The following is a 20957-nucleotide window of genomic DNA, read 5'->3' as shown; positions in this document are numbered from 1 at the left end:
CCTGAGTACTGATGATGACGCCTACAGCCCAACACGCGGTCTCACCGGCTCAGGTGCCCGGCCTTCCCTATCGGGCCGGGCTGGGGCTCAAGACCGAGCACTTCACCGAGGTGCTCGAGACCCGCCCCGACATCGGTTTTTTCGAAGTACACGCCGAAAACTACATGGTGGCCGGCGGCCCGTTTCATCACTACCTGGGGTTGATTCGTGCGCAGTACCCCCTGTCACTGCACGGCGTCGGCCTGTCTATTGGCGGCGAAGGTCCTCTGGACCGCGAGCACCTGGCACGCCTGGCCACGCTGATCGAACGCTACCAACCCCAGTCTTTTTCCGAACACCTGGCCTGGTCCAGCCACGGCCCGGTGTTTCTCAACGACCTGCTGCCCCTGGCCTACGACGCCAGCACCCTGGAGCGGGTATGCGAACACGTGGACCAAGTACAGAGCACGCTCAAGCGCCCGATGCTGCTGGAAAACCCGTCTACTTATCTGCAGTTCCAGCGCTCTACTTTGGACGAAACCGACTTTATCAGCGAGATCGTCCGCCGGACTGGTTGCGGCCTGCTGCTCGACGTCAACAACGTCTACGTGTCCTGCATCAATCACCAGCGCGACCCGCTGGCCTACATCGATGCCCTGCCATTGCACGCGGTGGGTGAGATTCATCTGGCCGGTTTTGCCGAAGACACCGACAGCTTGGGCGACCGCCTACTAATCGACGACCACGGCGCGCCGATCGATAACGCCGTGTGGCAGCTGTACGCACAGGTACTGGCGCGAACCGGAGCGGTGGCGACGCTGATCGAGCGGGATAACCAGGTGCCCGCGTTCAGCGTGCTGCAAACAGAGGCCCGGCAGGCCGAATGGTATTTGTCGCAGGTGGACAGATGAGTATTCAGCAAACATTCGCCGAGGCTTTACTGGCCCCGCAAGCAACCTGCCCCGAGGGCGTGTTCAGCAGCAACGGTGCTGAGCCGACGAGCCGCTTTGCGGTGTATCGAAACAATGTCCATAGCGCGTTGATCCATGCTTTGGCGGCCGCCTACCCGGTGGCGCGGCAACTGGTCGGCGATGAATTTTTCCGCGCCATGGCCGGCCTGTATGCCCAGGCTCATCCGCCCACCAGCCCGTTGATCAGTGAGTACGGCAGCACGTTCTCTGACTTTATCCAAGGTTTCGAACCGGCCTCGAGCGTGCCCTACCTGGCCGATGTCGCCCGGCTGGAACGCTTGAGGGTTCGCGCTTATCACGCGGCGGATTGCCAGGTTCTGGATCAGCACAGCGTACTTCGGCAACTGCAAGGCTGCGCGCAACTGGGGCAACTGCGTGTACGACTGCATCCGTCACTTGCCACGCTGGAATCTTCCTACGCGGTGGTATCGGTCTGGGCGGCGCATCAGGTCGACGGGGCTATCGCCACTTTGCACCCTTGGTATGCCCAAGGCGCGCTGGTCTTGCGCCAAGGCTTAGCGGTCAAGGTGTTCGCCATCGACCGCGGGTCTGTGACCTTTATCAACCGCCTCAACCAAGGCGCCGGGCTGGAAATGGCCATCGCTGATGCCCTGGAAGCCTCAACCGAATTCGATTTGCACCAATGTCTCACGCTGTTGATCAGCCACGACGCCATCACTCATTTGCATCTGCAACCCGAGGTATTGCCATGAACATTCCCGCTCCTTGCCTGGTAAAGCGAACCGTCGCACTGTTTGAAAAAATCCCCTACAGCCTGATCGCCTTTATCGCGCGCTTCTCCATTGCGGCGGTGTTCTGGAAGTCTGGCCAGACCAAGGTCGAAGGCTTTGCCATTGACCTGATCAGCGGCACCTTCCAATGGGGTGAGCCCAAACTTGCCGCCTCGACCCTGTTTTTATTTCGCAGCGAATACCAATTGCCTCTGCTGTCGCCCGAGGTGGCCGCGCACTTGGCAACCTTTGCCGAGCACTTTTTTCCGGTATTGATCCTGCTGGGGTTCGCCACGCGCTTTTCGGCCCTGGCCTTGATCGGCATGACCCTGACCATCCAACTGTTCGTCTACCCCGACGCCTATCCCACTCATGGCACCTGGCTTGCGCTGTTATTGCTGTTGCTTGCCAAAGGCCCAGGTTGGCTGTCCATCGACCACCTGATTGCCCGTCGTTATCGCTGAAGTCGATCCAGTGCCTCGCCGCTGCGCTTGAACCAGTCCACCAGGTAGTCGGCCAACACTTGGGTACGCCGTGGCAGGCCGCCCTGGTAGGGATGCACCAGGTACATCGGCATGCTGCGCGTCTGATAGTCGCGCAGCAGCCAGCGCAATCGGCCATCAGCCAGCTCCGTGGGTAAAACGTAGGACGGCAGGCGAGCAATACCGGCGCCGACCAAGGCGGCTTTTTTCAGCAGGTTGTAGTGGTTGGAGGCGAAGGTACCGCTCACCTTTACCCGCAGCAATTCGTGTTGCTGGTGGTACAACCATTCCTCGCGACCACTGTAATGACTGTTGAGCAAACAGCTGTGCGCCGCCAGGTCCGCCGGGGTCTGCGGCTCGCCATGCTGTTCCAGATAGGCCGGGCTGGCGCAGGTCATCTCATGCCAGGCCAGTAAAGGCCTGGCTACCAGGCGTTCATTCTCGAGGGCGCCCGAGCGAACGCCCAAGTCAAAGCCATCGCGCGCCAGGTCCCGGTAGCTGTTGTTAAGCTCCAGCTCGATCTGCACCTGCGGGTATTGCTTGGAAAATTCCAGCAACAAGCCATCGAAAAAGGTTTCACCCAACGACACCGGGACAGTCATACGTACAGGGCCGGCCAAATCATCTTTGAGCCGCGCCAAGGCCTGGCGCGCGCGTTCCACCTGCACCACCAATGCTTGTGCCTGGGGCAGCAACGCCGCGCCGGCAGCAGTAAGGCTCAGCTTGCGCGTAGTGCGGTGCAGCAAAACCACGGCAAACTGCGCTTCCAACTGGCTGATGCGCTTGGACAACTGCCCTTTGCTGCAGCCCAATTGTGCGGCCGCCACAGTGAAACTGCCGGCTTCGATCAGCACGGCGAACGCCGCCAAGTCATCCATTTCGCTCATGGACTGTTTCCATTTGAAAACCAAAGGTTGCCTATTAGCGCGTTTATCCAGCTAAAAAGCCACACTAGACTGAATGCAAATCCCAACCCCTGCAGGAGCGAGCAAGCTCGCTCCTGCAGGGAGTCAGCCCCAGAGGAACAGCACGATGAAAATCCTATTGATTGGTGCCAGCGGCACCATCGGTTCAGCAGTCAAGGCAGAGTTGGCCCAGCGCCACGAAGTGATCAGCATCGGCCGCACCAGCGGTGACTTCCAGGTGGATATCAGCGATAGCAACTCGATCCGTAAGCTGTTCGAGCAGACCGGCAAGTTCGACGCGCTGATCTGCGCGGCAGGCAGCGTCAACTTCGTGCCCCTGGCAGACATGAACGACAGCGATTTCGAACTGGGCCTGCGTGACAAACTGATGGGCCAGGTCAACCTGCTGTTGATCGGCCGTGAATACGCCAACGACGGTGCTTCGTTCACGTTCACCAGCGGCATTCTGAACCGTGACCCGATCCGCACCGGTGCTTCGGCGGCCTTGGTCAACGGTGCATTGGACGCCTTCGTCAAAGCGGCGGCCATTGAGTTGCCACGCGGCCTGCGCATCAACTCGGTCAGCCCGACGGTGTTGCTGGAAGCCATGGGCAGCTATGCTCCCTATTTCCGTGGCTACAAACCTGCCCCGGCCGCCGATGTGGCACTGGCTTACGCCAAAAGCGTCGAGGGCCTGCAAACCGGTCAGACCTTTATCGTAGGTTGAGGGTGAGATCCGTAAGAAACGCCTGAAGCTGGCAAGCGGGCTTGTGATGCACGGCCAGCCTGCGTAACGTGGCGGCACTTGCCTGGAGACCCGATAATGCGCGCCCGTACCCTCGCCCTGTTTGCCTTGCTTCCTGTGTTCGCCGCCTGCCAATTGTTCGAAAGCGAGCCGGCCAAGCCATCGACTGTCGGGCTGACCCGTATGCAGGGTGAGTTGACGGCGGTGGACGGCAAACTGCTGTTCCAGCCCTGTGGCGACCAGCGTAGCTACGTGGTCAACGATACCGGCGGCACCAGCGTCCTGCAGGAAGCCGCCTCGCTGGCTGGCCAGCAGGGCATACTGTTTGCCGACCTGCGTGGCAAGTTTTCCGGGGTCGCCAGCGGCACCCAGGGTTCAGTGGACCTGCAACAGCTGTATCGCGTCGAACGCTCGACCTCAGCGTGCTCTGACCCGGATTTCAAGCGCATGATCCTGCGGGCCAACGGCCATAAACCCGCCTGGGCGATGAACGTCACGGCCAAGGGCATGGTGCTGGAGCGCGAAGGCCAGCCACCTTTGGCAGTGCCGTACGTCGAGGAACAACTGGGCGACGGCCGCTTCAACCTGATGACCGAAGCCAATAACCAGCACATCGAACTATGGGTGGCGCCCCAGCGCTGCGTCGACAGTGTGAGCGGCAGCCTGCAGCACATGAGCGCCGAGCTGCGCGTGAACGGCCAGGTGCAGCGTGGTTGCGCGGCGTTCGGCGGCTCGCGGGACGACTGATTAGCCCCTGTGCTGTTTTAACCTGACGGAAACTTGCCATTGGGGCTTATAATCGCCGGTTTGCAAAACAGCCGGCCTTCTTGCCCGCCGCCTACCGGATCCTGTCATGTTACGAATCACCGAACTCAAGCTGCCCATCGACCATCCCGAAGAAGACCTGCGCACGGCCATCGTGCAGCGCCTGGGCATCGCCAGTGATGACCTGCTCGATTTCACCCTGTTCAAGCGCAGCTACGATGCGCGTAAAAAGACCTCCGAGCTGTGCTTCATCTACACCGTCGACCTGAACGTGAAGGGTGAAGCCGCGCTGCTGCTCAAGTTTGCCGACGACCGCAACGTCAACCCGGCACCGGATGTCAGGTACAAGGTGGTGGGTCAGGCGCCGGAAGGCCTGGCTGAGCGGCCGATCGTGGTAGGTTTTGGTCCCTGCGGGATTTTCGCCGGCCTGCTGCTGGCACAGATGGGTTTCAAGCCGATCATCCTCGAGCGCGGCAAGGAAGTGCGCCAACGCACCAAGGACACCTGGGGCCTGTGGCGCAAAAGCGTGCTCAACCCAGAGTCCAACGTGCAATTTGGTGAAGGCGGCGCCGGTACCTTCTCTGACGGCAAGCTGTACAGCCAGATCAAGGACCCGAAATTCCACGGTCGCAAAGTGCTGCACGAGTTCGTCAAGGCCGGCGCGCCGGAAGAAATCCTCTACGTCAGCAAGCCGCACATCGGTACCTTCCGCCTGACCGGCGTGGTAGAAAACATGCGCGAGCAGATCATCGCCCTGGGCGGTGAAGTGCGCTTCGAACAACGGGTCACCGACGTGTTGATCGAAGACGGCCAGTTGAACGGCGTGGTCATCGACGGCGGCGAGCAGATCCTCTCCAAGCATGTGATTCTTGCCCTGGGCCACAGCGCCCGTGACACCTTCCGCATGCTCCACGACCGTGGCGTGTACATGGAAGCCAAGCCATTCTCGGTGGGTTTCCGTATCGAGCACCCGCAGTCGCTGATCGACGCCGCACGCTTGGGCAAATACGCTGGCCACCCCAAGCTGGGCGCAGCGGACTACAAACTGGTGCACCACGCCAAGAATGGCCGTTCGGTCTACAGCTTCTGCATGTGCCCGGGCGGCACCGTCGTGGCTGCGACCTCGGAACCCCATCGAGTCGTGACCAACGGCATGAGCCAATACTCGCGTAACGAGCGCAATGCCAACTCCGGCATCGTGGTAGGCATTACCCCCGAGGTGGATTACCCAGGCGGCCCGCTGGCCGGTATCGAGTTGCAGGAACGCCTGGAGTCCCACGCCTACATCCTCGGCGGTAGTAACTACGAGGCCCCCGCGCAACTGGTGGGCGACTTCATCGCTGGCAAACCCTCCACGGCGCTGGGCAGCGTGGAGCCGTCCTACAAACCCGGCGTGTCGTTGGGTGACCTGGCGCTGGCCTTGCCGGACTTCGCCATCGAAGCCATCCGCGAAGCCTTGCCAGCGTTCGAGAAACAGATCAAAGGCTACTCGCTGCACGATGCGGTGCTGACCGGCATCGAGACCCGCACCTCGTCCCCACTGCGCATTACCCGCAACGAGTCGATGCAGAGCCTGAACGTCAAAGGCTTGTTCCCGGCCGGTGAAGGCGCAGGCTATGCCGGTGGGATTCTGTCGGCGGGTGTCGACGGGATTCGGATCGCCGAGGCGTTGGCGCGGGATATGCTCGGCATCGAGGCCTGAAGCACGCTGACGGCCAGCATAAATCCCGTGTGAGAGCTGGATTGCCTGCGAAAGCGGTGGTGCAGTTAAAGACTCGGTGACTGACACGCCGCTTTCGCGGGCAAGCCCGCTCCCACAGGGGATCTGTGCCGGGCGTTGATCCTGGGGGCAATACACGACCAGTGTGGGAGCTGGCTTGCCTGCGATAGCGGTGGTGCAGTTAAAAATTCAGTGACTGACACTCCGCTTTCGCGGGCAAGCCCGCACACAGTTGGATAGTGGGGTGTCAGATATTAGCGCGCAGGATGTTAGCGGGTAGCGCCTCACCGCGTTCGACACTCGCCGCAACCGCCGCGATCAACCCTTCCAGCTCATAGCCCTGCCCCGCCAGCCACGCTTGATCGTAATAGGTCGTGGCATAGCGCTCACCGCCATCGCACAAGATCGCAACGATCGACCCCGACTCCCCCGCCGCTTTCATCTGTTGCGCCGCCATCAGCGCACCGATCAGGTTGGTCCCGCTGGACCCACCAACCCGTCGCCCCAAACGCTCAGCCAGGTAATGCATGGCCGCCAGGGACACTGCATCCGGCACTTTGACCATGGCGTCAATCACCGCGGGCAGAAACGATGCCTCCACCCGCGGGCGACCAATCCCTTCAATCCGCGAGCCACAGTCCAGGCGCAGGCTGGCGTCACCACTCTGGTAGAAATCGAAAAACACCGAGCGTTCGGCATCGGCACACAGCACCCGGGTGCAATGCTGGCGATAACGCACATAACGGCCCAGGGTCGCGGTGGTGCCGCCGGTGCCAGGGCTGGAAATCAACCAACTCGGCTCCGGGTGCTGCTCAAAGCGCATCTGCTGGAAGATCGACTCGGCAATGTTGTTGTTTGCCCGCCAGTCGGTGGCACGCTCGGCGTAGGTGAACTGGTCCATGAAGTGCCCCCCGCTTTCCTGGGCCAGGCGTTCGGATTCGGCGTAGATCTGCGTCGGGTCCTGGACCAGATGGCTCTTGCCACCGTAGAAGGCAATCTGGGCGATCTTCTCTTGGGACGTGGTCGCGGGCATGACGGCAATAAACGGCAAGCCGAGCAAGCGCGCGAAGTAGGCTTCCGAGATCGCCGTAGAGCCGCTGGACGCTTCAATAACGGGGGCGCCCGGCTTGAGCCAGCCATTGCACAGCGCATACAGGAACAGCGAGCGCGCCAGTCGGTGTTTCAGGCTGCCGGTGGGGTGGCTGGACTCATCCTTGAAGTACAACTCGATGCCTGGCAAACCCGGTAATGGCAGCGGGATCAGGTGGGTATCGGCGCTCCGCTGGAAGTCCGCTTCAATGATACGAATGGCTTCGCGGGCCCAGGTACGGTGGTCGCTCATGGTGGGTTCTCTAAAGGTTTTCAGCGGTGATCTTAGGATGTTTCCCACGCTTCACACAGATACAGTGACGACGCAATTGGACACACAATTGCTAGTCTTTAGCCCACCGATGCCCCGGCCCATCCCTTATAACAAATAAGAATATAACTTTTGTTTTAACAACTAACGGTACGGGTTAGGGTACCCACCTATTGAACCTGAATTGGAGAGCATCCCTTGCCTCTGCGTAGCACTTTCACCCGTTTCTTCCAGCTGGAAGCCGCCAGTGGTCTGTTGTTGATCGCCGCTGCCGCTTTGGCGCTGATTATCAACAACTCACCGTTGTCGCACCTGTACAACGCCTTTCTCGACACGCCGGTGGTGGCTCAGGTTGGCGCGTTGAAAATCGCCAAGCCGGCGCTGCTTTGGATCAACGATGGCTTGATGGCCCTGTTCTTCCTGTTGATCGGCCTGGAGGTCAAGCGTGAGCTGCTCGATGGTCACCTGTCCAAGCCTTCGCAAGTGGTGTTGCCTGGCGCAGCGGCCATCGGCGGCATGGTGGTGCCGGCGCTGATCTACTGGGCGCTGAACAAGGACAACCCGGCCGCCCTCGCTGGCTGGGCGATCCCCATGGCCACCGACATTGCCTTCGCTCTGGGCGTGCTGGCCCTGCTGGGCAAGCGCGTACCGGTGTCACTGAAACTGTTCCTGATGACCCTGGCGATCATTGATGACCTTGGCGCCATCATCGTCATTGCCTTGTTCTATTCCGCTGACTTGTCCACGGCATCCCTAGCGGGCGCGGGGGCGTGCTTGATTGCGCTGATTGCGATGAACCGCCTGGGCGTGATCAAACTGGGGCCGTATATGATCATCGGCCTGATCCTGTGGGTGTGCGTGCTCAAGAGCGGTGTGCATGCGACCTTGGCGGGTGTAACCCTGGCGTTCTGCATTCCACTGCGCACCAAAAATGCCGAAACCTCACCGCTGCTGAGCCTGGAACACGCCCTGCACCCGTGGGTGGCCTACGCCATCCTGCCGCTGTTCGCGTTTGCCAATGCCGGGGTCTCTCTGACAGGTGTCAGCCTGGAGAGCTTCACCCACTCCGTGCCCATGGGCATCGCCGCCGGTCTCTTGATCGGCAAGACCGTCGGTGTGTTCGGCCTCACCTGGCTGGCGATCAAAACCGGCATCGCCTCACTGCCCAGCGGCGCCAACTGGGGTCAGGTAATGGGCGTGGCGATTCTGTGCGGGATCGGCTTCACCATGAGCCTGTTTGTCGGCTCCCTGGCGTTTGTGCCAGGCGCCAGTGAGTTTGCCGGTGAAGATCGCATGGGGATTCTGACCGGGTCGATCCTGGCGGCCTTTATCGGGTATGCGGTGACGGCGATGGCAAGTCGCAAGAAAGCCGTCGTTGCATGATTGAAGTCAGTCAGTTGTAGGAGCGAGCTTGCTCGCTCCTACAAACAAAACCCCCAACCGGTCACCCGGTTGGGGGTTTTTCTTCGCCTGAAGCTTAAGGCTTAGCGAGTAACGCGGCTGGTACCGTCTACGGTCATGATGCGTACGCGGTCGCCAATGCGGAAGATTTCATTTTCCTGCACGGCTTGTACGTAAGCACGCATGCTGCCGTCGTCTTCGCGCACGGTGATTTCCACGCCCTGGGTACGGGTCAGGCCTTCTTCAGTGGCCGAGCCCAGCAGGCCGCCCGCAACTGCGCCGATCACAGCAGTAACGATGCTGCCTCGGCCGCCACCGATGGCGCTGCCGCCAACGCCGCCGATGACTGCACCCGCGGCGCCGCCGATTGGGGTTTTGGTGCCTTCGATTTTCACCGGACGCAGGGATTCGATGGTGCCCATGCGAACGGTCTGTACACGACGCGCCTCATCACGAGAGTACGAGTCGCCGGTCAGACTCGAGGCGCAGCCACCCAGCAGCAACGACAGGGTGGTAAAGCAGGCAACTAGTAAAACGGACTTACGCATAGCATCAACTCCAAAGGACAGGTATTCATTAAACGCTGTGGCTTGGCGCGTGTCACGGCGCACCAGGCAGAAACTTGCTTTCATTCAGCCTGAGTACAGACTGCCAGCACCAGAGAACTCGACGAACGGTAACCAAGCCAGGGTACGGAACGATGCCATAACCGGCTCGATCAGTGTAGCCGCACAGCCGAAAGCGTCCGAAGTCTCTTGAACAGAGACTTCGACGCAACGGTGTTGATTCAGGTGGGATGACGAAAGGTGACGCTCAGGGCGCCAGGCGCTCGCGGGACCATTGGCCGTCTTGCAAACGGTAGTTGAGGCGATCATGCAGGCGGCTGGCCCGGCCTTGCCAGAACTCGATGCGCTCAGGCAGTAAACGGTACCCTCCCCAATGCTCGGGGCAATCGGGCTGGGTATCGCTGAAACGCTCTTCAGTGGCCTTGAGCAACGCCTGCAGCTCTTCGCGATCACGAATGACCTTGCTCTGCGGAGAGGCCCAAGCACCCAAGCGGCTACCCAACGGGCGCACCTGGTAATAAGCATCCGATTCTTCAGGCGTGACCTTGACCACGCGCCCTTCAATGCGTACCTGGCGCTCCAGGGTTGGCCAGAAGAAGGTCATGGCCGCAAACGGCCGCGCCGCGAGTTGTTCACCCTTGGCGCTCTGATAGTTGGTGAAGAAGGTAAAGCCCTGTGCATCCAGGCCCTTGAGCAGCAGGATACGGCAGTGCGGGCGACCGTCCTGATCCACCGTCGCCAGCGTCATGGCATTGGCCTCCACTGGCGGCTGTTCGGTTTTCACCGCATCAGCAAACCATTGGTGGAACAACGCAAACGGCCCGTCCGGGGCCTGGGCCTCGCTCAAACCGTCCCGTGTGTAGTCACGGCGCATATCGGCCAGTGCCTGGGTCATGCGGCTTTATCCTCGTGGTTCAACAGCTCAGTTTTTCGCCTGGTCGTTCGAAGCGGGTGCCGCCTTGGCTTTTGCAGTAGCCGGCTTCTTGGCAGCCGGCTTGGCCGCAGCCTTTTTAGCCGCTGGCTTGGCCGCCGCTTTCTTGGCCGTGGCCTTTTTGGCAGGCGCTTTTGCCGCCGGTGCTGGTGCAGGCACATTCTGCACCGCGACCATTTCGGCTACGGGCGGGGTCTTGCCGGAGTTGTACTTGCTCAGCAGTGCCAACATCGTTGTACGCTGAGTGAACATGATTTCCATGCGACGGTTCAGCGCACGCCCCTGATTGCTGTCGTTGGCGGCACGCGGCATAAGGTCGCCCATGCCACGCAGCATCAAGCGATCCTGTTTCAGACCACTCAGGCTGAAAATCGAGGCAATGGACTGCGCACGCTCCTTGCTCAACGCCTGGCTGGCGGGAGCACTGCCAGTGGCATCAACGTGGCCCAGCACCAGTACGGCGGTCTTCGGGTCAGCTTCAACAGCCTTGGCCACCCGCGTGAACGGGCCCAGGGTCACCGGCAGCAACATGGCCGGGCGCTTCGGGTTGTAGGAACCGTCTACCGGAGCAATCACTACCAGGGTGTTGTCACGGCGCTCCAGTTGCAGGTTGCTGTCCTTGATGGCCGCACGCAGGCGTGGTTCGTATTCGTCCAGCCAGGCTTGGGTGACTTTCGGGTCAGGCATTTGTACGTTGGTCACATCGACCTTGGCCAAAGGCTTTGGCTTGCTTTCGAACGGCCACCACCAGCGCGGCTCGCTATCGGTCTTGGCGACGACAGGCGCTGCGTCCGAGGCCGGCGTTGCCGCCTTGAGGTCGGCTTTCAGGTCAGCCTTGGCGTCGGCGGCTTTTTCTTCGGCGGTCTTGGTGGAAAACGGCCACCAGCTGTAACCGGTGTCGGCTTTGGCGGCCGGGGTAGCGGCAGCAGCGGTGACAGGTTCAACAGGCTTGGCACCAGCGGCCGGCTTGGCGTCGGGTTTGGCATCCGGCTTGGCGTCGGTCTGGGCCACTGGATCCTTGGTTGCAGCTTTGTCAGATCCAAATGACCACCAATGCCCACCTTCGGCATCATTTTGTGGAGTTTGTGCACAACCCGTAATAGTGAGGCACAGCGCCAGTGCCAAAGACTTGTTCGATAACATGAGATATCCACAAAATGAGAAAAAACCAGGGGGGTCGCGGGACCCGTTAAACAGACGCTAAAAGAACATTCAAGTTACAACATGTCGTTCAGCATCTTTTTTATACTTGCCTTTGTAACAAAAAATTGTGAAACAGCAAGGGGTTTATAGACAACCGGCCAATATTCCGACCAACTTCTGGGCCCGCGGGTCCATAAGTACGTAAGGCCCCAGGGTATTAGTCACGAAACCGAAGGCTACATCATGTTCAGGGTCGGCAAACCCGACTGATCCCCCTGCCCCGGGATGCCCGAATGCACGTGGCCCAAGGCCGAACGTGGCATTGGGCAACTGCGGTTGATCCAACATGCAGCCCAGGCCGAAACGGGTTTGGGTCAATAAGGTTTTATCCAGCCCGATACTGTGCTCGCGGGTCAATTGTTCGAGCATGTCGCTTTCCAGCAAACTACCGTCCAACAAACCACTATAAAACCCGGCCAGGCTGCGCGCATTACCGTGGCCATTCGCCGCAGGCTGCTGCATGCGTCGCCATTCGGGCTTATTAGTGCTGGTCAGAATAGACGGTGGGTTGGCAAATGCACGGGTAGTCATCGCCGCAGGCTCGCGCATCATTACTTGAAGTAACCGTTGCGCGGCTTCATCACCGATAGTGCCTTTGCTGCGTGCGATATGGGCGACGCGATAAAACTCTTCATCCGCCAGGCCCACATGGAAGTCCAGCCCCAAGGGGCGTGCCACCCGCGCCACGATCGACTCCCCCGGCCCGCGCCCATCGGCGCGGCGCAACAGTTCGCCAACCAGCCAGCCATAGGTGATCGCTTCATAGCCATGGCCTTGGCCCGGTGTCCACCACGGGGCCTCCGCCGCCAGGGTATCGACCATCAATTGCCAATCGTACAGGGCCTCGGTGGGCAGCATTTCGCGGATGGCGGGCAGCCCGGCCTGGTGGCAGAGCAACTGGCGCAGCGTGATCGCGTCCTTGCCAGCAGCGGCAAACTCCGGCCAGTACTCGGCTACCGGCGCATCGAGCTTGAGCTTGCCTTCGGCCACCAGTTGCAGGGCAGTCACTGCCGTGAAGGTCTTGGTGCAGGAGAACAGGTTGACGATGGTATCGCTGTGCCAGGCCTCGGCACCGTCCTTGTCGGCAGTACCGGCCCACAGGTCGACGACGGTTTGCCCGCCGATCTGGATGCACAGCCCGGCACCACGCTCCTGAGGATCATCGAACAGGGCGGCGAAGGCTTCGCGCACCGCTTCGAACTGCAGCTCGTAATGACCCTGAATCTGCACCTAAGTCCCCTCGGAAAACACCATGAAAATTGGTCGCCATTCTTTCAGCCATTGTGGGTTTTGTGAACCCGTCAACGATGAATCAATGCCCATTCCCAGCATGCCCGCCAGGGTGCCCGGCGCCCTGCCCCGCGCCTTTGCCGTCACGCCCAGGTTTGGCGGCGTCACTCTCACGCGTCGCTTGGGTGGCCTTGGCTTTTTGCGCCTCACGGCCCAACTGGTCGAGCGCGGCCAGGTTGCTCTTGCGCACCGTCTCGACAAAGCCCTGGAAGGGTACATCGGTGATGCCGACCAGGCCGAAATGGCCGTTTTCACCATCCAGCAGACGCCCGGTGACCGGCTGGTCCAGGTACTGGAACCAGTGCACCCCGACAATCGACGGCTCGGCCACCGCCTGCTTGAGGAAGGCAGAGTACGCCGCGCCGCGGTCCTCTTCGCGGGCCAGTTGCGTCACGCCGCCCCAGAACGGGCCGCGGTCGGCGGAGCCAAAGTTGAATTCGGTGATCAGTACCGGTTTGTCCAGCGCACGCAGCGCGGCGAAGTCATAACCGTCCTGGGGTTTCAAGGTGTACATGTTGAAGCTCAGCACGTCGCAATACTGCGCGCACGAAGCGACGGCCTCGGGCGTGCTCACCGCAAAACGGCCGCCTAGCAACAGCTGGTTGGGTGCGTGCCACTTCAGCGAGTCGGAAATGGTCTTGAAGTAAGCATCGGCGAAGGTCTTCTGGAAATACTTGAAGTCGGCTTCGATTTCCGGGTGTTCAGGGCTGGGCATCGGCGGCTCGAAGCCTGGGTCTTCCATCAGTTCCCAACCAGCCAGTTGAATACCCCAGGCTTTGGAAAGGCCCTCTTCATTGCGATATTTATCGCGCAGTTGCTTGAGGAAGGCGCGCTTGGCCGGCACGTCGGTGGTCATGCGCAGGGTGCCGTACGCCAGGGCGTAGCGAGATTTTGCATCCTCGCCAGGACCGGCCCAGGCCAGTTCGTTGTCGGCAAAGAAACCGATCAGCCAAGGATCGTCACGGTGATCGCGTGCGGCAATAGCCACTGCGCGCTCGGTGGCCATGGCAAAGCGCGGGTCGAACGGATCGGGCATGCCGCCCCACCAGTCGGTGCCGGTGCTGATGCTGGCATAGTCACCGACAATCGACAGCGGCAAGGTGTACGGCACGCGGTCGGCAGTAGCCAGGTCCGGATCGCTCCAGTTGCCGACGGTGTTGAAGCCCCAGGCTTGCAGGCGATCGAGGGTATGGGTCACCCAGCGTGGCTGGTCCAACGCGTCACCGCCGTAAGTGCGTTGCAGGTTGGCGCCGTAGAAATCGTACCAACGCCCCGAGCCAAAGCCGCGACCTTCGCCGGCGCCGTTGCCGGTGCGGCTGTCGTCGCTGCCGTAGTACTTGTCAAAGGGTTCGCCGGCCTTGGGCAGCGCCGCGAACATCCACTCGCGCCCCGCCACGTAGGTCTGGCTGTTGTCCGGCGCCACGGTGTTCACACCCAGGGAGTAGAACGGATGCCCGTCCGGCGTCACCAGGTACCAGCGGCCGTCGCGCTTCTGGGTGCGGAAAAAGCCGCTGGCGTCGAAGGCCGGGCCCTTCTTCCAGCCACCGTATTGATCCAGGGAGGACTTGTCCCGCTCGGCCAGCCAGGTCTTGAGCTGCTGTTGTTCCTTGGCGGCCGATGCCTTGAGTTGCTCGTCGTTGCTGACCTTCTCCGGCCAGCGCGCGCGGTTGGATTGGCCATAGGCATCCACTAGTTCAGTGTAGGCAGCCTTCAATACTGGCTCGCTGTCCTGCACGCCAAAGCGCTCCAGCAGGATACTTTGGGCGGCATTGGGCTTGAGCATCGACAGGGTCACCGAGACCACCTGGCTGCGGTCGATTTCGCCGGCGCTGGCGGCCAGCAATACCCGTTGGCCATCCACCGTCATCGGCATCGGCGGGCCGGCCTTCATGCCCTGGCTCAGGGGAGCGTTGGCTTGCAGCGGGACGAGCAACGTCTGGGCCGGGCCGGCCGGCAGGTCGATGCGGCTGACGAGCGTCTTGCCGTCGGCGCTCTGCACCTTGACGTAAAGGGTCAGCGCCCAGTTCATTGCGCTCTGGATACGCAGGCTCATGGCGCTCGATTGCGACCAATCCCACGTCCCCGTCTGCGGGCTGAGCACCAGGCTCGGCTCGGCCGCTGGGTTGAAGGTGATGCGGCGCAGCACCTCGCCTTCGGGGGTTTGTTCGGCGTTGTATTGCGGCAGGCTGGCGTCCTGGGTCGCCACCTTGACCACATCGGCAGGCCGGACGAAGTTGAACAGCGTTTGTTGCCCCTCGGGCGCCGCCATCAAAGGCGCAGCGAACAGCAGGGCAAAAAGAGCGGGCAGCGTGCGGATCATACGAACAAGGTTCTCCCAAACGGCCGATGACTGGCCTGATGATAGTGATGAGATAGACCACAGAGTGGGCGAATCCGCCCACGGTGGCTTAAGAAATTTCGCGCCTGAACGGCGGCAAGGCATTGAGGATCGCCTTGCCATAGCGCTGGGTAACCAGGCGACGGTCGAGCAAGGTGATGGTGCCGCGGTCTTCTTCGGTACGCAGCAGACGCCCGCAGGCCTGCACCAGCTTCAGTGAAGCATCCGGCACCGAAATTTCCATGAACGGGTTGCCGCCCCGGGCTTCGATCCATTCGGCCAGTGCGGCCTCGACCGGGTCATCCGGCACCGAGAATGGGATCTTGGCTATCACCACGTGTTCGCAGTAGGCACCGGGCAAGTCCACGCCTTCGGCAAAGCTGGCCAGGCCAAACAACACGCTGGAATCCCCACCGTCGACCCGCGCCTTGTGCTTGTTCAGGGTTTCCTGCTTGGACAGATTGCCCTGGATAAACACTTGCTTGCGCCAGTCGCGGTCGAGGCCGTCGAACACGTCCTGCATCTGTTTGCGCGACGAGAACAGCACCAGGGTGCCGCGGGAGCCTTCCACCAGAGACGGCAAATCGCGAATGATCGCCGTCGTGTGCGCCGCCGCGTCCCGTGGGTCGGCCTTGAGGTCTGGCACCCGCAGCACGCCGGCGTCAGCGTGATGAAACGGGCTGGGCACCACGGCGGTGACGGCTTTTTTCGGCAGGCCGGCGCGCATGCGGAAGCGGTCAAAGGTGCCCAGGGCCGTCAGCGTGGCCGAGGTTACCAGGCAGCCGTAGGCGACGTTCCACAGGTTGCGGCGCAGCATTTCAGCGGCGAGGATCGGACTGGCGTTGACCTCGATATCGAACAGCGCACCGCTTTCCGACAACGTCAGCCAGCGGGCCATGGGCGGGTTGTCTTCCGGGTCTTCGACGGTAAAGGCGGTCCACAGCTCCCAATTGCCTTGGGAACGAGACAGCAAACTGCCGAACAAGGGATACCACTCTTCGGCCTGGTTGCTGGCGATGCCGATATTGACCTCGCCATCCATGCCTTCCTTGAGCAAATCCGTCAGGCGGGTGAACAGGTCGGTCAGGCGTGAAAAGCCTTTCTTCAGCTCGATGCCCATTTCGCGCATGTGCTCGGGAATCATCCCGCCGACAAAACGGTGGCGCGGGCGCTCTCGGCCTTCGACGTCTTCACCGGGCTTGAAGTCCGCCACCTGCTCGCAGGCGCTGAACATGAATTGCTGCTGGGTCTTGATCTCGCGCGCCAGCTCCGGCACTTGCTCGATCAACTTGCCCAGGTCGCCGGGTAACGGGTGCTGGGCCAGCAACTTGGTGAGATTCTTGGCAGTGGTTTCCAGCCAGTCGGCCGTGGAACGCAAACGGGTGTAGTGGGCGAAATGGCCAATGGCCTTGTCTGGCAGGTGGTGGCCTTCGTCGAACACATAGAGGGTGTCGCGGGGGTCGGGCAGTACCGCACCGCCGCCCAGGGCGAGGTCAGCCAATACCATGTCGTGGTTGGTGACGATGACGTCCACTTTGCCCATGCCTTCGCGCGCCTTGTAGAACGCGCACTGGCCGAAGTTGGGGCAATGGCGGTTGGTGCATTGGCTATGGTCGGTGGTCAGGCGCGCCCAGTCGGAGTCTTCTAGGGCAGTGGGCCAGCTGTCGCGGTCGCCGTCCCATTTGTTGCCGGCCAGCTTCTCGATCATGCTGGTAAACAGCTTCTGGCTGGCCTCATCCACCTCGATCTTGAAGCCTTCTTCTTCGAACAAGGAGGCGGTGGCGGTTTGGGCGTGGCCTTCCTGCAGCAATACGTCGAGCTTGGACAGGCACATGTAGCGGCCACGGCCCTTGGCCAGGGCGAAGGTAAAGCTCAAGCCGCTGTTGCGCATCAGGTCGGGCAAGTCTTTGTAGACGATCTGCTCTTGCAGCGCGACGGTAGCGGTGGCGATCACCAGGCGCTTGCCAGCAGCCTTGGCCGTAGGGATCGCAGCCAGGCTGTAGGCCACGGTCTTGCCGGTACCGGTACCGGCCTCGACGGCCACTACCGCAGGCTCACCCTCGCGGCGGCCTTCGTCGTCGGTGTCGATATCCCCGAGGACTTTTGCCACTTCGGCGATCATCAGGCGTTGGCCGTAGCGCGGTTTCAAGCTCTTGGCTTCGAGAAAACGCGAATAGGCGCCCTGGATCGTGGTTTTGAGTTCAGTGCTGATCATGGATAGTCGGGCGCAAAAAACGCTGGATAAATTTTCAGTGGTTCGGATCGGCCGCTATCATACCCCGCTAATTAATCCCGCGCAGAACGGAGTACCACAATGACCGCGTTTAGCCTCGCTTATACCCTGCATGTACTGGCCGCATTGATCTGGGTCGGCGGCATGTTTTTCGCCTGGATGATCCTGCGCCCCGCCGCCATGGCGGCGCTTGAGGGCCCTGCCCGGCTCAAGCTATGGGCAAATGTGTTTCAACGTTTTTTTGTATGGGTATGGGTGGCGGTGGTGCTTTTGCCGATCAGCGGCATTGGTTTGCTGCAACTGCGTTTCAGTGGTTTTGAGACCGCGCCGCGTTATGTGCAGGTAATGATGGGGTTGTATCTGGTGATGACGGCGTTGTTTATCCGCATCCAGGCGTTGAAGTTCCCGGAGCTGAAGGCCGCGGTGGCGGCTGAGAATTGGCCGGCGGGCGCGGCTGCGCTGGGGCAGATTCGCAGGTTGGTGGGGATTAATTTGATCGTGGGGTTGGTGGTGGTGGCGGTGGCTTCGGCTCGGCCGATGTTCTGAGGCGAGCCTTACACCGCTATCGCGGGCAAGCCCGGCTCCCACACTGGAATGCATTCCAAATGTGGGAGCCGGGCTTGCCCGCAATAGCGTCAGGCCAGGCGACTCAGAGCCGCTGGATAGTCACAGACCCCGCAGGCCCAGCCGGCCCCGGTTGCCCTTCCAACCCTGGCCGGCCCTTTTCGCCGCCGTCCGCGCGGTACACCAGGCAGCCCTTGGATTGCCCGCCCTTGCCGGGTTTACCCGCCACCCCAGCCAGGCCGCCCGGCCCGCCATCGACCCAGACCTTGATCTGTTCAGCCGGGAACGCCTGCGGCAACTCCAGGCGTACCTGGGCGCCCGCCGCCCCTGGCCGGCCATCGCCGCCGTTATCGCCATTAAAGCCGCGCCCGGCTGAGCCCCAGGTGCAACCCGGGTCCACGCCGTTGGCACCGTCCAGGCCCGCATATCCTTGGGCGCCAGCGCCGCCACGGGCATCCACCGACAGCGCTTGGGCAGTCAGCGAGTTAATGCGCAAGGTCAGGTCACGCCCAGCTTTGGCGGGTTTTTCGTGGGTGCCGGGGGCGCCCCGTGAGGTGATCTGGCTACCGTGCTCCAACTGCGCCTCGCGCACTTGCATTTGCAAGGCGGTATTGCCGGGCACAATGGTGATGCGTGCGTCGCGCCCCAAGTGCAGCTCATCCACCGTGACCTGGCTGATAGTGGCCGGAATCAGCAAGGTGCCGTAGTCCGCTACGTCCAGGCGTTCAAGCTGCAACACGCTGGTGCTGCTGGGCAGGCGCATCAAGGAATTGGTTTCGACACTGACGCTCTGGGCCAGGGCAACGGGGCTGACCAACAGGGCCAGCAGAAAAACCTTACGCATCATGGGGCTCCTGAGTGTTTTCAAATTTTTCTTTGAGCGCACAGTAACGACTTCTACCGGCGATTTGCCAGTGAAGGATCAAAAAACTTCAGTTCTGCCTCGGTGGGTATCGACCGTCGCGCTCTAGGCCCACGCGCCTAGCCGCGCTAGTCTCTACGGTCTTGATGCGAGGATCTGCAATGACCGCTGGAATTTCTGCCCGTACGCCCCAACACGCCTTGGCGGCCCTGCTGGACCTTCACAGGCCAAAACGCCTGTTGTTAGTGGGCGCCAGCCAATTTCCGGCGCTGGATGCCTTCAAAGCTGCGCACCCGGACACCGAGGTGTTCTATGCCGCGCCAGGGCCGTTGTCGGAAGACCTCGCGGTGCAGCGTTTTGACCTCGCGCTGGTGGTCGACTGCCTGGAGCACCTGCCCAAACCCCAAGGCCTGACCTTGCTCGGTGGCATTCGTAACCTCAACGCCAGCCGCATTGCGGTGCTGGTCGACCTGAGTGCCTGCGACTGGAAGGACACCGACTTTTTCTCCCTGGCCCTGCAAGCCGGTGAACGCTTCCAACGCGATGATCAGGTACTCACGCTGTTTACCTATGATCTGCTTGACTATAAACAGGTGCCGGACTGGCTCAACGCCCGCTTCTGGGCCAACCCGGAAAACTTCGGAAAGTATTGGTGGTAACCCGATGAGTACATCCATTTGCCCGTGTGGCAGCGGCAATCTGCTGGATGCCTGCTGCGGCCATTATCACGCCGGTCACCCGGCCCCCTGTGCCAGCGCGTTGATGCGCTCGCGCTACAGCGCCTATGTGCTGGGCCTGGTCGATTACCTGGTCGCCACTACGCTGCCTGCGCAACAGGCCGGCCTGGACCGCGACGCCATTGCCGCCTGGAGTGCCCAGAGCACCTGGCTGGGGCTGGAGGTTGAAAGCTCCGAGGTGTTCGGCGGCCAGCCGGAACACGCCTTTGTCACCTTTACTGCGCGCTGGCATGACGCTACCGGTGAACATAGTCACCGCGAGCAGTCTTCTTTCGTACAGAATGAAGGGCGCTGGTACTTCATCGACCCTACGGTAGAAGTGAAGGCCGGACGTAACGATGCCTGTTTGTGTGGCAGTGGGCAGAAATTCAAGAAGTGCTGTTCCAGCTACTTCTAATGACTCGACGGGGATAACGCCATGCTTCGGATGTATAGCTTGATACTGGCGTTGACCCTGGGCCTGACCGGCTGCGCGTCCTGGTTCGAAGACGACGCGCCGCCACCCCACGTTTCCCTGGTCAAGGTCGAAGTGGTACGGGCCAAGCTGCTGGAACAGAAATTCAAGCTGTACTTTCGCGTGGACAACCGCGACGACGCCGACCTGACCGTGCGCGGCCTGGTCTACAAGGTCAGCCTGGGCAACCTGGTGTTGACCGAAGGCGAGTCCAACGAGTGGCTGACCGTACCGCCACGCGGTCATAAATTCTTCAAGGTCTCGGTGCGCACCAACCTCTGGCCGCAGGTGCGCGAGGTGGTGCAGATGTTGAAAAATCCCGACGAGCCCGTGCCTTATCGCCTGGAAGGCGAACTGAAAACCGGATTATTCATCGGTAATGACGTGCAGGTGGCACACAATGGCGAGATAATCCCCGGCGATTTTATTCCGGAGCAACATCGATGACACAGCAACCTCATGTCCATGGTCCTGACTGCAACCACGATCACGACCACCATGATCATGATCACGACCACGGCCATGTCCACGGCCCGAACTGCGGCCACGCTCATCAAGAGCCGGTGCGCAATGCGTTGAAGGACGTCGGTCGCAACGATCCTTGCCCGTGCGGCAGCGAGAAAAAATTCAAGAAGTGCCACGGCGCTTAAACCGTACTGAAGATCAAAATGCCGGCGGCCCCCGCCCCAGCCTTGATCCAAGGTTGCAGGCGATCAAAGG

The 20957-nt window shown here is 61.2% G+C and carries 21 protein-coding genes; 12 read left to right on the top strand and 9 right to left on the bottom strand.

Features of this window, described 5'->3' with window-relative positions; translation table 11 throughout:
* Positions 1-11 precede the first annotated feature (11 nt).
* Genes RHM69_RS28785 through RHM69_RS28775 form a run of 3 tightly spaced genes read left to right on the top strand, consistent with a single transcriptional unit; the run spans position 12 to position 2145 of the window.
* Positions 12-890, top strand: a complete 879-nt coding sequence (locus RHM69_RS28785; RefSeq protein ID WP_014717276.1) for a DUF692 domain-containing protein — start codon at positions 12-14, stop codon at positions 888-890.
* On the top strand, positions 887-1663 hold the full coding sequence (locus RHM69_RS28780; RefSeq protein ID WP_020300984.1) for a DNA-binding domain-containing protein: 777 nt from the start codon (positions 887-889) through the stop codon (positions 1661-1663). The genes RHM69_RS28785 and RHM69_RS28780 overlap by 4 nt, the downstream gene beginning before the upstream one ends.
* On the top strand, positions 1660-2145 hold the full coding sequence (locus RHM69_RS28775) for a DoxX family protein (RefSeq protein WP_014717274.1): 486 nt from the start codon (positions 1660-1662) through the stop codon (positions 2143-2145). The genes RHM69_RS28780 and RHM69_RS28775 overlap by 4 nt, the downstream gene beginning before the upstream one ends.
* Here RHM69_RS28775 and RHM69_RS28770 read toward each other — a convergent pair.
* A complete protein-coding gene (locus RHM69_RS28770; RefSeq protein WP_019817839.1) occupies positions 2136-3050 on the bottom strand; it encodes a LysR family transcriptional regulator in 915 nt (304 codons plus the stop codon). The two genes, RHM69_RS28775 and RHM69_RS28770, sit on opposite strands and share 10 nt — an antisense overlap.
* Before the next feature lie 145 nt (positions 3051-3195).
* Between RHM69_RS28770 and RHM69_RS28765 the strand changes: the two genes are divergently transcribed.
* The 3 genes from RHM69_RS28765 to RHM69_RS28755 all read left to right on the top strand — a co-directional run bounded on the left by RHM69_RS28765 (position 3196) and on the right by RHM69_RS28755 (position 6280).
* The gene (locus tag RHM69_RS28765) at positions 3196-3795 is read left to right on the top strand and encodes a short chain dehydrogenase (RefSeq protein WP_014717272.1); all 600 of its coding nucleotides are present in this window, start codon (positions 3196-3198) and stop codon (positions 3793-3795) included.
* 93 nt (positions 3796-3888) lie between these two features.
* Positions 3889-4560 carry a COG3650 family protein gene (locus RHM69_RS28760; protein ID WP_200599239.1) on the top strand — a complete coding sequence of 224 codons (672 nt, stop codon included), beginning with the start codon at positions 3889-3891 and terminating at the stop codon, positions 4558-4560.
* Between the two features lie 106 nt (positions 4561-4666).
* Positions 4667-6280 (top strand): NAD(P)/FAD-dependent oxidoreductase, encoded by a 1614-nt coding sequence (locus RHM69_RS28755; protein ID WP_200599209.1) that lies wholly within the window; start codon positions 4667-4669, stop codon positions 6278-6280.
* Between the two features lie 265 nt (positions 6281-6545).
* Here the strand turns inward: RHM69_RS28755 and RHM69_RS28750 are convergent, their stop codons facing one another.
* Positions 6546-7640, bottom strand: a complete 1095-nt coding sequence (locus RHM69_RS28750; protein ID WP_014717269.1) for a PLP-dependent cysteine synthase family protein — start codon at positions 7638-7640, stop codon at positions 6546-6548.
* Between the two features lie 216 nt (positions 7641-7856).
* Here RHM69_RS28750 and nhaA point away from each other — a divergent pair, with 216 nt between their 5' ends.
* Positions 7857-9041 carry a Na+/H+ antiporter NhaA gene (nhaA, locus tag RHM69_RS28745; protein WP_019817842.1) on the top strand — a complete coding sequence of 395 codons (1185 nt, stop codon included), beginning with the start codon at positions 7857-7859 and terminating at the stop codon, positions 9039-9041.
* Between the two features lie 101 nt (positions 9042-9142).
* Here the strand turns inward: nhaA and RHM69_RS28740 are convergent, their stop codons facing one another.
* The 6 genes from RHM69_RS28740 to dinG all read right to left on the bottom strand — a co-directional run bounded on the left by RHM69_RS28740 (position 9143) and on the right by dinG (position 17602).
* Positions 9143-9607 (bottom strand): glycine zipper 2TM domain-containing protein, encoded by a 465-nt coding sequence (locus RHM69_RS28740; RefSeq protein ID WP_003189251.1) that lies wholly within the window; start codon positions 9605-9607, stop codon positions 9143-9145.
* A gap of 265 nt (positions 9608-9872) precedes the next feature.
* A complete protein-coding gene (gene pdxH, locus RHM69_RS28735) occupies positions 9873-10520 on the bottom strand; it encodes a pyridoxamine 5'-phosphate oxidase (RefSeq protein ID WP_200599208.1) in 648 nt (215 codons plus the stop codon).
* Between the two features lie 27 nt (positions 10521-10547).
* Positions 10548-11699 (bottom strand): OmpA family protein, encoded by a 1152-nt coding sequence (locus RHM69_RS28730; RefSeq protein ID WP_191948950.1) that lies wholly within the window; start codon positions 11697-11699, stop codon positions 10548-10550.
* A gap of 144 nt (positions 11700-11843) precedes the next feature.
* Positions 11844-12989, bottom strand: a complete 1146-nt coding sequence (locus RHM69_RS28725) for an EstA family serine hydrolase (RefSeq protein WP_014717265.1) — start codon at positions 12987-12989, stop codon at positions 11844-11846.
* Positions 12990-13071: 82 nt separating this feature from the next.
* A complete protein-coding gene (locus tag RHM69_RS28720) occupies positions 13072-15369 on the bottom strand; it encodes a beta-galactosidase (RefSeq protein ID WP_058410203.1) in 2298 nt (765 codons plus the stop codon).
* A gap of 88 nt (positions 15370-15457) precedes the next feature.
* Positions 15458-17602, bottom strand: a complete 2145-nt coding sequence (dinG, locus tag RHM69_RS28715; RefSeq protein ID WP_130175126.1) for an ATP-dependent DNA helicase DinG — start codon at positions 17600-17602, stop codon at positions 15458-15460.
* 99 nt (positions 17603-17701) lie between these two features.
* Between dinG and RHM69_RS28710 the strand changes: the two genes are divergently transcribed.
* The gene (locus RHM69_RS28710) at positions 17702-18166 is read left to right on the top strand and encodes a CopD family protein (RefSeq protein WP_014717262.1); all 465 of its coding nucleotides are present in this window, start codon (positions 17702-17704) and stop codon (positions 18164-18166) included.
* A gap of 103 nt (positions 18167-18269) precedes the next feature.
* Here RHM69_RS28710 and RHM69_RS28705 read toward each other — a convergent pair whose 3' ends face one another.
* Positions 18270-19028, bottom strand: a complete 759-nt coding sequence (locus RHM69_RS28705) for a collagen-like protein (protein WP_019817848.1) — start codon at positions 19026-19028, stop codon at positions 18270-18272.
* A gap of 179 nt (positions 19029-19207) precedes the next feature.
* Between RHM69_RS28705 and RHM69_RS28700 the strand changes: the two genes are divergently transcribed.
* The 4 genes from RHM69_RS28700 to RHM69_RS28685 are packed head-to-tail and all read left to right on the top strand — an operon-like array spanning position 19208 to position 20887.
* Complete coding sequence (locus tag RHM69_RS28700) at positions 19208-19705, top strand: DUF6231 family protein (RefSeq protein WP_014717260.1); 498 nt, start codon at positions 19208-19210, stop codon at positions 19703-19705.
* Between the two features lie 4 nt (positions 19706-19709).
* On the top strand, positions 19710-20180 hold the full coding sequence (locus tag RHM69_RS28695) for a YchJ family protein (RefSeq protein ID WP_003189238.1): 471 nt from the start codon (positions 19710-19712) through the stop codon (positions 20178-20180).
* 21 nt (positions 20181-20201) lie between these two features.
* Complete coding sequence (locus RHM69_RS28690; RefSeq protein WP_014717259.1) at positions 20202-20684, top strand: LEA type 2 family protein; 483 nt, start codon at positions 20202-20204, stop codon at positions 20682-20684.
* A complete protein-coding gene (locus RHM69_RS28685) occupies positions 20681-20887 on the top strand; it encodes an SEC-C metal-binding domain-containing protein (protein ID WP_057975615.1) in 207 nt (68 codons plus the stop codon). Before RHM69_RS28690 ends, RHM69_RS28685 begins: the two co-directional genes overlap by 4 nt.
* The last annotated feature ends 70 nt before the right edge of the window (positions 20888-20957 follow it).

The sequence above is a fragment of the Pseudomonas sp. CCI1.1 genome (genome assembly GCF_034348165.1).
In the GTDB taxonomy this organism is placed as follows: domain Bacteria; phylum Pseudomonadota; class Gammaproteobacteria; order Pseudomonadales; family Pseudomonadaceae; genus Aquipseudomonas; species Aquipseudomonas paracarnis.
The sequence above is the reverse complement of the archived record's forward strand: the minus strand, read 5'-3'. Positions and strand labels throughout refer to the sequence as shown.

Excerpts from the sequence above, each read along its gene's own strand:
- dinG (WP_130175126.1), bottom strand. The coding sequence starts at position 17,602 with ATGATCAGCACTGAACTCAAAACCACGATCCAGGGCGCCTATTCGCGT.
- RHM69_RS28730 (WP_191948950.1), bottom strand. The coding sequence starts at position 11,699 with ATGTTATCGAACAAGTCTTTGGCACTGGCGCTGTGCCTCACTATTACG.
- RHM69_RS28685 (WP_057975615.1), top strand. The coding sequence starts at position 20,681 with ATGACACAGCAACCTCATGTCCATGGTCCTGACTGCAACCACGATCAC.
- RHM69_RS28705 (WP_019817848.1), bottom strand. The coding sequence starts at position 19,028 with ATGCGTAAGGTTTTTCTGCTGGCCCTGTTGGTCAGCCCCGTTGCCCTG.
- RHM69_RS28740 (WP_003189251.1), bottom strand. The coding sequence starts at position 9,607 with ATGCGTAAGTCCGTTTTACTAGTTGCCTGCTTTACCACCCTGTCGTTG.
- RHM69_RS28770 (WP_019817839.1), bottom strand. The coding sequence starts at position 3,050 with ATGAGCGAAATGGATGACTTGGCGGCGTTCGCCGTGCTGATCGAAGCC.
- RHM69_RS28695 (WP_003189238.1), top strand. The coding sequence starts at position 19,710 with ATGAGTACATCCATTTGCCCGTGTGGCAGCGGCAATCTGCTGGATGCC.
- RHM69_RS28755 (WP_200599209.1), top strand. The coding sequence starts at position 4,667 with ATGTTACGAATCACCGAACTCAAGCTGCCCATCGACCATCCCGAAGAA.
- pdxH (WP_200599208.1), bottom strand. The coding sequence starts at position 10,520 with ATGACCCAGGCACTGGCCGATATGCGCCGTGACTACACACGGGACGGT.
- RHM69_RS28690 (WP_014717259.1), top strand. The coding sequence starts at position 20,202 with ATGCTTCGGATGTATAGCTTGATACTGGCGTTGACCCTGGGCCTGACC.
- RHM69_RS28710 (WP_014717262.1), top strand. The coding sequence starts at position 17,702 with ATGACCGCGTTTAGCCTCGCTTATACCCTGCATGTACTGGCCGCATTG.
- RHM69_RS28700 (WP_014717260.1), top strand. The coding sequence starts at position 19,208 with ATGACCGCTGGAATTTCTGCCCGTACGCCCCAACACGCCTTGGCGGCC.
- RHM69_RS28785 (WP_014717276.1), top strand. The coding sequence starts at position 12 with ATGATGACGCCTACAGCCCAACACGCGGTCTCACCGGCTCAGGTGCCC.
- RHM69_RS28780 (WP_020300984.1), top strand. The coding sequence starts at position 887 with ATGAGTATTCAGCAAACATTCGCCGAGGCTTTACTGGCCCCGCAAGCA.
- RHM69_RS28750 (WP_014717269.1), bottom strand. The coding sequence starts at position 7,640 with ATGAGCGACCACCGTACCTGGGCCCGCGAAGCCATTCGTATCATTGAA.
- RHM69_RS28720 (WP_058410203.1), bottom strand. The coding sequence starts at position 15,369 with ATGATCCGCACGCTGCCCGCTCTTTTTGCCCTGCTGTTCGCTGCGCCT.
- RHM69_RS28765 (WP_014717272.1), top strand. The coding sequence starts at position 3,196 with ATGAAAATCCTATTGATTGGTGCCAGCGGCACCATCGGTTCAGCAGTC.
- RHM69_RS28775 (WP_014717274.1), top strand. The coding sequence starts at position 1,660 with ATGAACATTCCCGCTCCTTGCCTGGTAAAGCGAACCGTCGCACTGTTT.